Source organism: Spirosoma terrae, from assembly GCF_010435915.1.
In the GTDB taxonomy this organism is placed as follows: Bacteria; Bacteroidota; Bacteroidia; order Cytophagales; family Spirosomataceae; genus Spirosoma; species Spirosoma terrae.
Window position 1 is genome coordinate 48,651 of the sequence record NZ_JAAFZH010000012.1, and the last position, 13,057, is coordinate 61,707.

17 protein-coding genes and 1 pseudogene are annotated in these 13,057 nt (G+C 49.3%); 8 read left to right on the forward strand and 10 right to left on the reverse strand.

The annotated features are described in order from the left end of the window. Positions 1 to 114 precede the first annotated feature (114 nt). Both GK108_RS22080 and GK108_RS22085 read right to left on the reverse strand, forming a co-directional pair. Positions 115 to 597, reverse strand: a complete 483-nt coding sequence (locus tag GK108_RS22080; protein ID WP_163953207.1) for a hypothetical protein — start codon at positions 595 to 597, stop codon at positions 115 to 117. Positions 598 to 709: 112 nt separating this feature from the next. Continuing rightward, on the reverse strand, positions 710 to 1,276 hold the full coding sequence (locus GK108_RS22085; protein WP_163953209.1) for a hypothetical protein: 567 nt from the start codon (positions 1,274 to 1,276) through the stop codon (positions 710 to 712). A 141-nt stretch (positions 1,277 to 1,417) separates the two neighbouring features. Between GK108_RS22085 and GK108_RS22090 the strand changes: the two genes are divergently transcribed. Genes GK108_RS22090 through GK108_RS22100 form a run of 3 tightly spaced genes read left to right on the forward strand, consistent with a single transcriptional unit; the run spans position 1,418 to position 4,481 of the window. Then, entirely contained in the window at positions 1,418 to 2,278 is an 861-nt protein-coding gene (locus GK108_RS22090) for an SDR family NAD(P)-dependent oxidoreductase (protein WP_163953211.1), read from the forward strand. A gap of 55 nt (positions 2,279 to 2,333) precedes the next feature. Further along, positions 2,334 to 3,200: an MBL fold metallo-hydrolase gene (locus GK108_RS22095; protein ID WP_163953461.1), complete on the forward strand. Its 867-nt coding sequence runs from the start codon at positions 2,334 to 2,336 to the stop codon at positions 3,198 to 3,200. A 54-nt stretch (positions 3,201 to 3,254) separates the two neighbouring features. Further along, entirely contained in the window at positions 3,255 to 4,481 is a 1,227-nt protein-coding gene (locus tag GK108_RS22100; RefSeq protein WP_163953213.1) for an FG-GAP repeat domain-containing protein, read from the forward strand. Positions 4,482 to 4,559: 78 nt separating this feature from the next. On the opposite strand, the gene GK108_RS22105 is transcribed toward GK108_RS22100, so the two are convergent. The 5 genes from GK108_RS22105 to GK108_RS22125 all read right to left on the reverse strand — a co-directional run bounded on the left by GK108_RS22105 (position 4,560) and on the right by GK108_RS22125 (position 6,818). Continuing rightward, the gene (locus GK108_RS22105) at positions 4,560 to 4,904 is read right to left on the reverse strand and encodes a hypothetical protein (RefSeq protein ID WP_163953215.1); all 345 of its coding nucleotides are present in this window, start codon (positions 4,902 to 4,904) and stop codon (positions 4,560 to 4,562) included. 6 nt (positions 4,905 to 4,910) lie between these two features. Beyond that, positions 4,911 to 5,261, reverse strand: a complete 351-nt coding sequence (locus GK108_RS22110; protein WP_163953218.1) for a hypothetical protein — start codon at positions 5,259 to 5,261, stop codon at positions 4,911 to 4,913. 58 nt (positions 5,262 to 5,319) lie between these two features. Continuing rightward, the gene (locus GK108_RS22115) at positions 5,320 to 5,667 is read right to left on the reverse strand and encodes a hypothetical protein (protein ID WP_163953220.1); all 348 of its coding nucleotides are present in this window, start codon (positions 5,665 to 5,667) and stop codon (positions 5,320 to 5,322) included. A gap of 186 nt (positions 5,668 to 5,853) precedes the next feature. Then, positions 5,854 to 6,426, reverse strand: a complete 573-nt coding sequence (locus GK108_RS22120; protein ID WP_163953222.1) for a hypothetical protein — start codon at positions 6,424 to 6,426, stop codon at positions 5,854 to 5,856. A gap of 17 nt (positions 6,427 to 6,443) precedes the next feature. Continuing rightward, entirely contained in the window at positions 6,444 to 6,818 is a 375-nt protein-coding gene (locus GK108_RS22125; RefSeq protein ID WP_163953224.1) for a hypothetical protein, read from the reverse strand. Between the two features lie 130 nt (positions 6,819 to 6,948). Between GK108_RS22125 and arfB the strand changes: the two genes are divergently transcribed. Then, the gene (gene arfB / locus GK108_RS22130; protein WP_163953226.1) at positions 6,949 to 7,350 is read left to right on the forward strand and encodes an alternative ribosome rescue aminoacyl-tRNA hydrolase ArfB; all 402 of its coding nucleotides are present in this window, start codon (positions 6,949 to 6,951) and stop codon (positions 7,348 to 7,350) included. Positions 7,351 to 7,372: 22 nt separating this feature from the next. After that, positions 7,373 to 8,731 (forward strand): hypothetical protein, encoded by a 1,359-nt coding sequence (locus GK108_RS22135; protein ID WP_163953229.1) that lies wholly within the window; start codon positions 7,373 to 7,375, stop codon positions 8,729 to 8,731. A 50-nt stretch (positions 8,732 to 8,781) separates the two neighbouring features. Here the strand turns inward: GK108_RS22135 and GK108_RS22140 are convergent, their stop codons facing one another. The 3 genes from GK108_RS22140 to GK108_RS22150 all read right to left on the reverse strand — a co-directional run bounded on the left by GK108_RS22140 (position 8,782) and on the right by GK108_RS22150 (position 11,159). After that, positions 8,782 to 9,468, reverse strand: coding sequence for a 3-keto-disaccharide hydrolase (locus GK108_RS22140; protein ID WP_163953231.1), 687 nt, complete (start codon positions 9,466 to 9,468; stop codon positions 8,782 to 8,784). 93 nt (positions 9,469 to 9,561) lie between these two features. Then, positions 9,562 to 10,635 carry a hypothetical protein gene (locus GK108_RS22145; RefSeq protein ID WP_163953233.1) on the reverse strand — a complete coding sequence of 358 codons (1,074 nt, stop codon included), beginning with the start codon at positions 10,633 to 10,635 and terminating at the stop codon, positions 9,562 to 9,564. A gap of 200 nt (positions 10,636 to 10,835) precedes the next feature. Beyond that, positions 10,836 to 11,159: a hypothetical protein gene (locus tag GK108_RS22150; protein WP_163953235.1), complete on the reverse strand. Its 324-nt coding sequence runs from the start codon at positions 11,157 to 11,159 to the stop codon at positions 10,836 to 10,838. Between the two features lie 228 nt (positions 11,160 to 11,387). On the opposite strand from GK108_RS22150, the gene GK108_RS22155 reads away from it, so the two are divergent. The 3 genes and pseudogenes from GK108_RS22155 to GK108_RS22165 all read left to right on the forward strand — a co-directional run bounded on the left by GK108_RS22155 (position 11,388) and on the right by GK108_RS22165 (position 13,034). Further along, positions 11,388 to 11,744, forward strand: a complete 357-nt coding sequence (locus GK108_RS22155) for an SPW repeat protein (RefSeq protein WP_163953237.1) — start codon at positions 11,388 to 11,390, stop codon at positions 11,742 to 11,744. Between the two features lie 91 nt (positions 11,745 to 11,835). Then, positions 11,836 to 12,156: a hypothetical protein gene (locus GK108_RS22160; RefSeq protein ID WP_163953238.1), complete on the forward strand. Its 321-nt coding sequence runs from the start codon at positions 11,836 to 11,838 to the stop codon at positions 12,154 to 12,156. A gap of 14 nt (positions 12,157 to 12,170) precedes the next feature. Beyond that, positions 12,171 to 13,034, forward strand: a pseudogene (locus tag GK108_RS22165) (manganese catalase family protein). The last annotated feature ends 23 nt before the right edge of the window (positions 13,035 to 13,057 follow it).

Genomic DNA, 13,057 nt, shown 5'->3' on the forward strand with positions numbered 1-13,057 from the left:
ACAGACAAAATTACGTCTAAACGCAGAGAACACAGAATCGACACAACGTCTTCAGAGAAATTTCTCTTCACTATCGTGCCGTTTCTATGTTCTCGCCTTCCCGAACGAAAAGGTTTATTCTTTACCGAACAACTGACTCCAGACGCTTTTGGCCTTTTCTTTGGCTTCTTCAATCTGCAAAGCAGCTTCGGCTTTCAGCTCATCGAGTTTAACCTGTGCGGCTTCGAGCTGTACTGACGCTTCGGCTTTTAGCTCATCGAACTTATCCTCAGCCACATCCGACAACGCATCCGCTTTAGCCGACGCTGCCGAAAAGATGCTTTCGGCCTGTGCCTGCAAATTGGCCAGATTGGCGGCTGTAGAGGCCTTGGCGGCTTCAAAATGCTCGGATGCCTTCGCTTTGACCCCGTCAATATCAATATCTTTTCCGAATTCCTGCGCCTGCGCAACCAGTTTATCTTTTAGCTCATCCAACTGGGTCGCAGCCGCATCGAGATGCTGACTGGCTTCGGTTTTAAATGATTCAAATTTTTCGGCAGCTGTTGTTTTGGCTGCATTTACCTCTTCGGCAGCAATCTTTTTTTCGTTGTTATCCATGGTACGGTATTGGTTTGGCAGTAAAAGTAAGAAAGTAGAAAAAGCGGGCAAGCAGAAAAGGCCGAACGGAGTCAAATCAGGACAAAACCATCTACGAATCCATGTGCGGTTGCTACCCCAGCCGCCTGACAATTAACCCATTCACCAGATCAAACAAGGCAACAGGTTTGAGTGTTCGCCAGTTGGCAATGTCGAGCGTTCCGCCAAAATTGATGTAATAATCGAGGTGGTACTTCTTCCACTCCTGCTCAATAAACTCGGGCGAATGAATAGCTGCAATCCACCCATCTTCTACGTCCTCAAACCATTCTTCATAGTAGCTGTCATCCGATCCATGAAAATTGAGAATGTTTTCGCAGACTAAAACAAAATACTTGATGCCTTCATTGACCAACGGATCAATAACCTGGCGCTTCAGGTACATGATGTCGTTATGCAACGTATCGTTCCACTCGCCGAATAGCTCAATCACCACAAATTGCCGGTCGTAATTAGCGAACAGAATTTTGCAATAGAGCGTCTCCGAACCAATTTCATCCCAGAGTGGATGAATGTAGTAGCCGTAAATGGTATTTTCATACTGCTGCATATTATACTCCCGTTCATGAAACGGCGACCGTTCATCGTCAGCCGATGTATAATATTTTTCCCAGCCGTAAAAGGGTTCTAAATCCTGCATAATAATGATTGACTAGTGCTTGATGGTGTTCGTGAGTGAATCCATTTTTGAAACAACTCCCCGATCAATTTAGTCCATTTTTGGATTCATAACGACAATTTTTGACGGTTTGTTAAGCCAGATTATGGGTATGTTTACAGGATGAAACCCGTCAGCAGAAACATTCTCATTACTGGTGCATCGACCGGCATAGGTTATGGCGCTGCGCGTCAGTTTATTCAGCGCGGCTATACCGTATTTGGCAGTGTTCGCAATCAGGCAGACGCCCATCGGTTGCAGGCCGAATTCGGTAAAAATTTCACACCGCTCCTCTTCGACGTAACCGATGAAAAGGCCGTTAACGCAGCCGCCAGCCAGCTGACGAAGCAACTGAAAGATGAAGGACTAGGTGGTCTGATCAACAACGCGGGCATTGCTTTTGGGGGCCCATTACAGCACCAGCCCATAGAAACGATACAGCATCATTTTGACGTAAACGTATTTGGGCTCTTTCGGGTAACTCAGGCTTTCTTGCCCCTACTGGGTGCCCGGTCTGGTCATTCCGTTCAGCCCGGACGCATACAGAACATCAGCTCCGTTAATGGCAAGGTAGCCATTCCGTTTATGGGCGCTTATGTTGGGTCGAAACATGCGCTGGAAGGTATGTCGCATAGCCTTCGCCGGGAATTACGCCTGTATGGCATCGACGTAGTTATTGTTGGACCGGGTTCGGTTAAAACACCAATCTGGCAAAAAGGTGTCGACATTAGCCCATACGAAAACACGGCCTATTACCCGGCTATGCAGTGGTTTCTTAAGCAAACACGGGCCGCCGAGGAGCGTGGGTTATCCATCGATTACCTTGGCGAACGGATCGTTCATATTCATGAAACCCCCAATCCGAAAATCCGCTACGCCCTGGTCCCGAATAAACTGACAAGCTGGATTTTACCCCGTTTACTACCCGATCGCCTGTTCGACCGAATCCTGGAGCGACTCAGCGGTTTACGGTATAAACCGTGAAATGCCGCTTTTAGAAGGGAATGTTGTCCGTTTATACTACGTAACGAAGACACCTATGCTTAAACCCGCTTCCCAAAAAGACGACGTACTGCTGGCGGATATCGAAGTCGCTCGCCATCAAACCGATACGGTGCATATCTGGTGGCTTGGGCAAAGTGGATTTCTGATTCAGTACCATGGGAAGCATCTGCTTTTTGACCCGTATCTGTCTGATTCATTAACCGAAAAATACGCGCATACCGACAAGCCACACGTTCGCCTGTCCGAGCGGGTTATTTTTCCTGGCCACCTGGGTATGGTTGATGTGGTAACCTCCAGCCATAACCATACCGACCATCTGGATTATCACACCCTAGCACCGTTATTGCTGGCTAACAGGAACATAAAATTCGTTATTCCAGAAGCTAACCGCGACTTTGTGTATGATCGGCTCGGCCACATGATGGATCGAGGCAAACCTATCGGCCTGACGGATAATGAGACCGAAACAGTCGACAGTTTTATTTTTCATGGTGTTCCGGCTGCGCACAATGATCTTGAGCGCGATGCTGAAGGCCGCTGTAAATTCATGGGCTACGTAGTGGAACTGGTCAGGGATGAACAAAAGCCGTTTCGGATCTATCATTCCGGCGATACGTTGTGGTACGAAGGAATGGTCGACGTACTGAAACCGTTCGCGGTCGACGTAGCATTTCTTCCGATTAACGGCAATAAACCAGAACGCCGGGTGGCTGGTAATCTCAATCCAGACGAAGCCGCCCGGTTAGGCCGCGACATTGACGCCAAGCTCGTTATTCCGCATCATTATGACCTGTTTGACTTTAACACAGCCGATCCAGCCGACTTTGCTGAAGCCTGTAAACACTATGATACGCCTTACCGCGTGATGCAGTTGGGCGAACGCATCAGTATCCATGTATAATGTATCGAGCCGCCCGATACGAGTTGTATTAACCCTTGTAGATCAGACAACGTCATGAAAACTTCTGTTTTAGTATTTGCCCTGTTATCCCTTGTAGGAATACGTGTCAATGCTCAGCTCAGTGAACCTAAATTCACGGTCCAGGTGGTCGATAATCAGATCAATATTGGCTATGGACTGGCAATTGGCGATGTAAACGGCGACAAAAAACCGGACATTCTCCTTGCCGACCAGAAAGAATTTGTCTGGTATAAAAACCCTGGTGATAAAACCAGCCCGTGGAAACGCTACGTTATGGCCGCTAACCTGACTCCGCAGGATAATGTCTGCATTGCCGCCCGCGACCTGGATGGCGATGGTAAAGTAGAGGTAGCTGTGGGCGCTGGCTGGAATCCGGCCGAAACCAGCGATAGCACCAAGTCGGGGGCCGTTTTTTACCTGATCCGTCCGCAGGATCCCACCCAGCGCTGGGAAGCCGTTCGTTTGCCCCACGAAGTGACCACGCACCGGATGCGATGGGCTAAAACCGGCAAAGATATGTACCAACTAATTGTGGTGCCTCTGCATGGTTTAGGCAATAAAAATGGCGAAGGCCGGGGCGTTCGTATCTGGGGTTATGAATTCCCGAAAGACCCACGCAGCAACTGGAAACGGCATCTGGTCGATTCGACCATGCACCTGACCCACAATTTCGAAATTTGGGAAGACGGACCCAACGGCACATCGACCGGCGTTATTATTGCGGGGAAAGAAGGAGGCAACATCTTCGAATGGCGTAAGAAAAAATGGCAACCATTCGATGACGAAATGGCCAGAAACTCTTTACCCCTACTGACTAAAGGCGCAGAAGGAATCGGCGAAATACGTCGGTTGGACGGTGGAGCTTTCATTGCTACCATTCAACCGATGCACGGCAATTTACTACAGGTAGAAAATGGGTCGTACAGGATCAAAAAATCGAAAGCTGAAGACAAAGAGATCAATGTACTGACTGATACCTTCAATCAGGGGCACGCCCTGGTGTGTGGTGATTTTCTGGGAATAGGCAGCGATCAGATTGTAGCAGGCTGGCGGAATCCGAACGCTGAAGGCAAAGTGGGCATTCGGCTTTTTAAGCCACAGGAGATGGATCGCGTATCGGGCTATTCGATAGACGATAGCGTTCGAATGGCCTGCGAAGACCTACAGGCTGCCGACCTGGATGGCGATGGCGACCTCGATCTGATTGCTTCCGGCCGCGCTACGCTGAACGTACTGATCTACTGGAATCAGGTTAAGTAGTTTATAGTTTTCAGTTTATAGTGGCTGACGCGTCAGCAGGTGTTTTGCATCAGCCACTATAAACCAAAAACTATAAACTCATTTCATCTGCCCGGCCAGCGAACGTAGCGCCGAGGATAGCCCTTCGAGCCGGGGCGCAATATCGCCCTCCGAGCCCATTCGGGTACTGAATTCTAACGTTTGCGTTGCCAGTGTATCGAACAACTGACTCAATTCCGGTGCATTAACCTGACCACTTTCCAGCTCTGTTTTTATCTGTTCCAGTGTGTCGGTTAGTTCACTGGCATTTTCGGCTTTCCGAAGTTCAACCAGCCATTCGTCAATAACACCCGTTCCGCTTTGCGGAGTCGCGTTTGTCAGATCTCCACTCACTACGTTCATGGTGGAGTCGAGCAGATCTGTTGATTCTTCGTGTGATAGCATAAATAATCAGAGTTGGCTACTAAAGTTTCTTAGTGCATTTACTAGCGTTTTTAACTGGCCTGCCGTTGCCTCATCCACAGACGGTTCATGGGATAACGTCGACGTATGACTAGCCATACTCAGCAGCAGGCGCCGTATTTTTTCTGTATCAAAATCATCGGCTTTGAGAAGATCGCGTAGCTTTTCAGCTTCCGCTAAAATACGCTCGGCGCCAACATCGCCACGTAGCGCATTAATCCAGCCTTCCAGCAAAAGAATACCCCGTTCCGGTTCTAAAACCGTAGCACTGCCTTCGCCAAAAGCGCCCAGCGTATCCGTTAGCATTCTACGTTCCAGTGATGTTTGTGTCCCTTCCATGTGTGTAGTGAAATTTTATTTGTTGGATACTAATGTATATACTATTACAAGAAATAGGTTAAGATTGATTGGCTAAATCACGAAGGAATTTCGACAGACTTTCCAGCCCCCCTGTCCAGGTTCCTTCGGCGCTTGGTCCTTCGGCAATACGCTGCGTTTCGTCGGCAAGTATCGTCAGCAACGCGCTAACCCGCTCCTGGTTAGGCTGATGCGCCTGTAATTCAGTGCGTAGGTCCGTCAGATTCGTTTCAAGCGAGCCAAGATTGGTATCACCCTGCAAAGCCTGCAGCCAGCCATCGATCAGCATTACGCCCTGACCGGGAGAAACAGCCTTCAGATTGCCATCCCGAAATAAGCCGAGCGTATCCTGAAGCATCCGCTCTTCTAATATGTTTGATCCAGCCATGTGTTTAGTTGTCGTAGTTTCCTGGTTTCGTTTTCTGGGCATACGCCGGTGTCTGCCTCACAGACAAGTACCAGTCCTGAAAACCAACCTGGTTCTATTAGGTAAAACACGTTCGCTGGTGCTTTGTTTGGGCTAATAAGGCAGGAGGGCTCCCCTGTCGGCGGAGCCCTCCTGTTAGTCAGATCGTTAATACTGTGATCGGCCTTTGCTCGGACCGGAGTATGTTTCGTTACTTCCTGATCCGCTCCTACCAATATGATCAGGGGCTCGTTCGCTCGATACGCCCGATGAATAGGTTCCAGTCACCGGCGAATAATCATCGCCCTGTATGAATGGACTATGTACATCACCGTTGCTACCCGTTGTGTCGTCCATATTAACCACCCGGTTTCCTGCGGTATGGGCTGGTTTTGCCGAACCACCCAGCTGATGGCTAAACTCTTCCAGCGCATCGACCAAAGGAGCCAATTTCGCTTTTACATCCATCTCTTCTGAGGTAGCCATCTGTTTCACCAGATTGACCAGATTTTCCAGAATGCCACGAACGTGCCATCCATTCGGATTTCCACTCTGCAACTCGTCCCGTAGGGCGCTCAGACCGTTCGCTACGGCCATCGTGTTATAGTCTCCGCTACGTAACGTAGTGATCCAGCTGTTAACGAGCGAGATTCCATCCATGTCGGCAATAGCCGACGAATCGCCGTTGAATGCATTAACAGTAATATCTACCAATGTTGCTGCATGCTGATTAAGGGCCATAATGAGTAAGTTTAGGGTTAATCGATTGTCTGGTTCGCCTGTCTATGCAGGTGTTGAAGCATGGCTATTAACTGCGCTAATTCTTGCTGTTCGGCACTTGCTTCGGCCAGCGAGGCCACTTTCTGAGTCTGCTCAATCAGATCCTGAAGAATGGTCGCAATGCGCTGGTTATCGGGCTGTTTGCTGTGCAGTGCTACGTGTACTTCGGCTCGTAAACGCTCCAGTGTATCCGCAATATCGTCGGTATCTTCATCACCCGTTAGATCTAGCCGGTTTAGCCACTGGTCAATAATAAACAGACCGTCAACAGCTGTCGTTTCCGTAATAGCGCCATCGAACATAGTCACGGTTTGTTCAATAAGTGACGCCTGATGTTGATCCTGAGTAATCATGGTTTTGTTGTTTATTCACTTTGTTGATGAATTGAATCGATTAGTTTTGACAAAGAGAACCGATCCACCTGCGTATTGTTCAACTGGTCGATAGTTTTTCGAGTAACGATATAATCCAAATTAATCACCTATGGATGCCACCCGTCTGCAACCCGATCTCCACTTTCAATTCGCCCGAAGCGGAGGTGCCGGTGGCCAGCACGTCAATAAAGTAGCCACAAAGGCCGAACTACGTTTTAATGTTCGTCAGTCAACGCTGCTGACCGACGAAGAACGTAACGTTCTGGAAGAGAAATTGGCCAATAAGCTGACCACCGATGGCGAGTTAGTGCTCACTCATCAAACCGAGCGAACGCAACTGGCTAATAAGGAAAAGGTGACGCTTAAATTTTATCGGCTCATTGAAAAAGCCTTTGAACCAACAAAGCCGCGCAAGGCTACCAAGCCGTCGAAAGCATCCATAGAAGAACGAATTGCCGGAAAAAAACGCAAAAGTGACGTAAAAGCCAGCCGCAAACGTATCGATTACTGACTTTCTATCCGTAAACCTTGCTATGCCTTCCAAACCTGCCATTTCGCGCCAGGCGGTCATCGTTATCCACGGTATTGGCGAACAACACCCCATGGATACGCTACGTGGTTTTGCCGAAGCCGTTGCTCCTCCCAATCAAAATCCGGACAAACCCGCTTTTTTCAGCAAGCCGGATCACTTTTCCGACACCTTTGAGCTACGTCGATTAACCGCTCATCGGCAACGTAATACGTTCAAAACAGACTATTTTGAGTTATACTGGGCCCATCTGATGACCGGAACGGAACTGCTGGATATTGTCTGGTGGGCACGGGCTATGTTCTTTCGGCGACCGTCGAGCATTCCAAAACGGCTCCGCTGGTTGTTCTGGCTCTTCTGGGGGCTTATTGTGTTGGCTTGTAGTCTCATCATTTTATTCAACTACCGGGAAGCCTGTTTACCAACTTCGCTACGTTGTCTTTTTCAGACGACATGGTTCAAACCTACCGTATCGGTTCTGTTCGCCGTTCTTTCCCTGTCCGTTAATATTATATTACTGACGTATTTAGGGGATGCTGTCCGGTACTTTACTCCCCGCCCCCGCAATGTCCCTGAACGTCAGAAAATCAGAAAAGCCGGGGTGGCGCTGCTCAGGCAATTACACGATGCCCGCGCGCCTGACGGCAGTAATCTATACGATCGAATTATCCTGGTAGGTCATAGTCTCGGGTCGGTGATTGCCTACGATATACTCCGCCTGTTCTGGAATGAAATCAGCCCCAAACTTGATGTACAGCCTACCGACATCGATACGATCGAAGCCGCTGCCAGCGCCTTAGAAAAACAGGAAATAAGTCTTGCTACGTATCGGCAAGCTCAGTTTACCTGCTGGGCATCGCAGTATAAAACCAACCACTCGTGGCGAATTAGTGACCTCATTACGGTAGGTAGCCCGCTGGCCTTTGCCGACCTGCATCTGGCCAACAATCCGGCAGAACTAGCCCAGAAGCAACGCGAACGCGAATTTGCCACCAATCCGCCCCGCACTGAGCTCCCAACGGCAAAGCAGCTGAAAAAGCTGATCAATAAAGATAAAACAGCGTGGTTTTCCTATCCGGCCTCCGACGATGGCTCCAAGCGGACCTTACACCAGGCGGCTCCGTTTGCTATGACGCGCTGGACGAATATGTTTTTTACCAATGACTACGTTGGTGGCCCTGTTACGTGTTTTGGGCCAGGTGTGGAAAACAAAAAACTGATTTCTCAGGCTCACAATACGTTGCCTTTTGCATCGCATACGCATTACTGGGATAAAGCCGAGTCGGAAAGTCTTCACTACCTGCAAGCGAAAATGCAGCTCACTTTTGCGGCCATGCCGCCCAATAATACGAAAACAGAATAGCCGCGTCGAAGTGGTTCTCCAACGCGGCTATTCCGATACGTTATTTCTGCTTATAATTCCCGAATCTGGATATTCCGGTACCAAACCTGTTCTTTAGGACTGTGGTTTTGCAGTGCGATTTTTCCTTTCGCGTGGGGCGTTGCATACGGCCAATTCGCAAACTTGCTTTTCGCGACCAGTTGCTTCCATTCGTCGGAGCCATACTGATAGTCGACCAGTTTTTTACCATTCAGGTAATGCTCAACGTGATTGTTATTGACAACAATACGGCCTTTGTTCCACTCGCCGGGAGCCTTCACTACGTTGAAATCAGACGGCGGAATCATATCGTAGTTAGCGCCGGTCATCTGGGTTTCCTTTAATTTATAGGGTTTCCCTTCGCCGTCCAGATAACCTTTATCGTCAATAACCTGGTATTCAGGCCCCGACATATAGGTTGATTTAATATCCGGACTGTCGATGATCTTATAAACGACGCCACTATTGCTCCCTTTCGGTATCTTGAATTCGAACTCCAGTTCGAAGTTTTCGTATTCTTTATCGGTTACTAAATCGCCCCCTGTGCCATCTGGCGTTATGGCACCATTGTCAACATGCCAGCCAACAACGCCGTCTTTATGATAGCTGTGCCAGCCTTTGATTTCTTTTCCATTAAAAAGTGATGTCCATTTCGGCTTTGGCGGTGCCGCCATCACCACTGCACTCAATAACAAACAGGGAATAAGTAATTTTTTCATGACCTTAAAAAGATTTAGCCACTAAAGGTATAAAAAAAGTAAAGCGGACGGTAAGCCCTTACCATCCGCTTTACGTTACGTATTTCCGTCTAATTAGCTAGCCATTTCCCGGGCCGCTTCCGGATCGTTGTATTTCCGGTCCAGTCCGTCCGTCGATTTCTGATCGGAACGATCGGCACCCGAAATCATATCCTGCGCCGTAACGCTGCTTTCGTCGAGCATTTCGCGCGGCATTTGCTGAGTTTCTTTCTTTTCTTCCGGACGTTCGCCTGGCTGATACACATCGGCATCTTTCGCATTGACATCATACGGATGAGCCGAATCGCCCGTATCGGGCTTTTCTTCCATGCCTTCCTCATCAGGATTGCCGGGCTCTTCCAAGGCCTGATCTAACGTAACGTCACCTTCATCAATCAGACCTGACGCTTCGGACGTATAGGTCAGAAAGCTGTCGGTGGCGGAATGATGATAAGCGGTTGTCCGGTCGGCATTGATTTCGTGCGACCGATCTGGCTCACTGGGCTCCTGAATTTCGGGCACAGCTGGTTTAGGTGTACCTGGTAAGTCAGGAATTTCAGGTCCTGGAACGGGGGGCGTCGGTGGTGTTTCGGGAATACCCGGCACCGGCTGCGTTGGATCGGGCGAAGGCGGTGTGCTGGGCACCTGTGGCGTTGTTGGCACCGAGTTCCAGGTGCTTACTTCGCCGGATGCTATCGGGGAGTTCCAGCCAGCAAATGCACCCGTGGGCGTAGCGTCGCCTTTTTCGGTTCTGTCGCGGGGTTCATCTTCCGATGGCAGGCCCGTATTGACGGTATCGCCCGCATCAGGATTTCCGGTTAGTTCGGCCTCGGCAATAGGATCATTCGGAATTTCGCTCTCGTCGATTCCATCGCCGACCCGTAACGCAGCCGCCGAATTTTCGTAGGTTTTGCTACGTTGCTGATCACCCTGTAAACTCCGCTCTTCGTCGCTGCTGTATCGATTACGGAGCTGCTCGTCCATAACATCGTCTTCAGTATCACCAATGGGCGTCAACTTACCGTCCACAAGTTTAACCATATTAGTTTCGCCCTGATCGGCGCCAAACATCGTTTCCGCATTTTCATTCGATACGAGGTTTGCCTGTTGTGAACCGTCGCTAAGGGCAGATGAATTTGAGTTCTCCATAAATTTTCTTGTGAATGTTTTCGGTCTATGAAGAACCACTGGAACGGGAAAAGGTTTTGCCTTATGGCCCAGGTAACGGCCGAATTATGGGGCGTAAACGTTGTGCTTACCCAACGCGTTGAGTAAGCACAATCAGGCTTCATACTGCACTCACTTTTACCAACACTACTCTACCACAACAAATTTCTGGACTCAATCACTTATTGATCAGGCTCATCTTCTTCATGATAAGGCGTGCCATTGGTGACAACTCCTCCACTGGTCCACAAGCCCCCACCATTTTCACTACCATTTTTAGTATTCTCCCCGCTTGGGCCATCTTCAGCCAGGTTGCGGTCAGGCTCCTGATCAGGCTGATAATTATCGGCATGACTACCGGTGTAGGGCGTCTCGCCAGGGCTACTGGTCACGGGATCTTTATCAGACCGTGTCTCTTTCAGACTTTCACTGTTTTCGGGATCATATTTAGGCGAAATATCAGATGAGTCGCCATCTGGAAATCGCTGGATACTTGAAAAAGGCATAGTAATCGCTGTTTAGATTAATGATGAGAAGCGGCACTTTATTTCTATTAAACCGCATACGTAACCAGTAGCCATTGAGAAGTAAGCCAACGGCCCCTGCAAAACGATTACGCACAACCCCACTTCCTCATTAGCCCAGAAAAACTGGTCCCTATCAAACGCGCGAGCGTTAGAGATGCTATTGAACTGATTTAGCGCTAATCATCCCATTAATGATCTCTTCGCGTTATGAAACCCATCCCAACGAACGTTCACGGCCTGCTCGATTATACGACAGGAGCCTTATTTATTGCTTCGCCCTGGCTACTTGGCTTTTCCAGTAACGATGCCGCCCGGCGGGTAGCTGTTGGCACCGGTATAGCCGTGTTAGTCTTATCGGCCTTTACTGATTATGAAGCGGGGTTATCCCAACGAATTCCAATGACTACGCACCTACGAATCGACACAATAAATGGCCTGTTGGTAACAGCATCACCGTGGCTTTTTGGGTTTTCCAAACGTATCAGCTGGCCACATGTTACGTTCGGACTACTCGAATTTGGGGCTGGCACCTTAACAGGTTGCAGGCCTAAACGTAACGCATAAGCGCTTACTCCGTTTCCTCACTTCCCGCTTTTTATCCAGGAAAATGCTTCTGATAACCTCGTTTATCAGGCATAACAAAATCAGTCAACGTATGAAAAAAATAGGGATAATCGCTCTGCTGCTAGCGCTAACCGTTGGAAACACCTGGGCACAAGAGAAGAAACCGGATCGACGTCCAACGCCTACTGCCGAAGGAGTTCCCAATTCGAAAGCAGGCACATCAGATCATATGGATGCCGCCGACAAACGGACCAAACCAGCTCGTCCGCAGTCGGGAACCGGGAACGTGGGCAACCTATCGGGCAGTGCTACGTCCGGGAAACGGAGTAAACCCAAAGTCGTTAATCAGGCAGCTGCGGGCGTTCCACCTGTTGGTACTACAGATACAAGCCGGCCAAATCGCAACCAATAAATCCCTATACAGTTATGTTTTATCACGACAAGAAACTTCAGTATACCGTAAAAGTAGATAAACCTAATCCGCAGTTTGCCCGCGCCCTGCAGCAAGCCATTGGTGGTATTGAGGGCGAAATCAGGGTATGTCTTCAGTACCTGTTCCAGGCCTGGAACTCCCGTGGCCCTGTTCGCTACCGGGATATGCTTCTTAATACCGGAACGGAAGAAATAGCCCATATTGAGATGCTGGCTACGGCCGTTTGTCTGAATCTGGAAGGTGCTCCCAGCAGTGTTGTCGACACCATTGTTGGCAATGACCCCGTTATGGAGAAGATTATGGGCGGTGGCGATCCCCGGCATTTTCTTTCTGGCGGCATGGGTGCGCTGGCTGCGGATGCGAATGGTGTACCTTTCAATGGATCGTAGGTGGTTAGCTCGGGCAACATTGCGGCCGATATGTATGCCAATGTCATAGCTGAATCGACCGGCAGGACACTGGCCACGCGCTTATATTAAATGACTGACGATGCAGGAATGAAAGATATGCTGGCTTTCCTGATTGCCCGCGATACGATGCACCAGCAGCAGTGGCTAGCCGTGTTGGAAGAATTAGGGCATGGCAATATTCGAGCTGTTCATCCCACTCCGAATAGCTTCCCACAAAGCCAGGAGCATCAGGAATTCAGCTACGTATTTGTCGATACCAACATCGATCCAGATTCACCATCGGTTGGCCAGAATCGTCGCTGGACACAGGGCCCATCGTTGGATGGACGTAGTCAGTTCAGAGAAATGAAAGCGCAACCGGTTGGCGATGAGCCCATGCTGGGACCACCCATGCCGGAAGGTCATGCTCAGGCAGAACAGATTAATCTGGCAGGGCAGAGAGACTAAATCCTTCTCAGAAAGCCGGTTGA

Coding starts and splice junctions, on each gene's coding strand:
- GK108_RS22080 (WP_163953207.1), bottom strand. CDS start 597: ATGGATAACAACGAAAAAAAGATTGCTGCCGAAGAGGTAAATGCAGCC.
- GK108_RS22085 (WP_163953209.1), bottom strand. CDS start 1,276: ATGCAGGATTTAGAACCCTTTTACGGCTGGGAAAAATATTATACATCG.
- GK108_RS22090 (WP_163953211.1), top strand. CDS start 1,418: ATGAAACCCGTCAGCAGAAACATTCTCATTACTGGTGCATCGACCGGC.
- GK108_RS22095 (WP_163953461.1), top strand. CDS start 2,334: ATGCTTAAACCCGCTTCCCAAAAAGACGACGTACTGCTGGCGGATATC.
- GK108_RS22100 (WP_163953213.1), top strand. CDS start 3,255: ATGAAAACTTCTGTTTTAGTATTTGCCCTGTTATCCCTTGTAGGAATA.
- GK108_RS22105 (WP_163953215.1), bottom strand. CDS start 4,904: ATGCTATCACACGAAGAATCAACAGATCTGCTCGACTCCACCATGAAC.
- GK108_RS22110 (WP_163953218.1), bottom strand. CDS start 5,261: ATGGAAGGGACACAAACATCACTGGAACGTAGAATGCTAACGGATACG.
- GK108_RS22115 (WP_163953220.1), bottom strand. CDS start 5,667: ATGGCTGGATCAAACATATTAGAAGAGCGGATGCTTCAGGATACGCTC.
- GK108_RS22120 (WP_163953222.1), bottom strand. CDS start 6,426: ATGGCCCTTAATCAGCATGCAGCAACATTGGTAGATATTACTGTTAAT.
- GK108_RS22125 (WP_163953224.1), bottom strand. CDS start 6,818: ATGATTACTCAGGATCAACATCAGGCGTCACTTATTGAACAAACCGTG.
- arfB (WP_163953226.1), top strand. CDS start 6,949: ATGGATGCCACCCGTCTGCAACCCGATCTCCACTTTCAATTCGCCCGA.
- GK108_RS22135 (WP_163953229.1), top strand. CDS start 7,373: ATGCCTTCCAAACCTGCCATTTCGCGCCAGGCGGTCATCGTTATCCAC.
- GK108_RS22140 (WP_163953231.1), bottom strand. CDS start 9,468: ATGAAAAAATTACTTATTCCCTGTTTGTTATTGAGTGCAGTGGTGATG.
- GK108_RS22145 (WP_163953233.1), bottom strand. CDS start 10,635: ATGGAGAACTCAAATTCATCTGCCCTTAGCGACGGTTCACAACAGGCA.
- GK108_RS22150 (WP_163953235.1), bottom strand. CDS start 11,159: ATGCCTTTTTCAAGTATCCAGCGATTTCCAGATGGCGACTCATCTGAT.
- GK108_RS22155 (WP_163953237.1), top strand. CDS start 11,388: ATGAAACCCATCCCAACGAACGTTCACGGCCTGCTCGATTATACGACA.
- GK108_RS22160 (WP_163953238.1), top strand. CDS start 11,836: ATGAAAAAAATAGGGATAATCGCTCTGCTGCTAGCGCTAACCGTTGGA.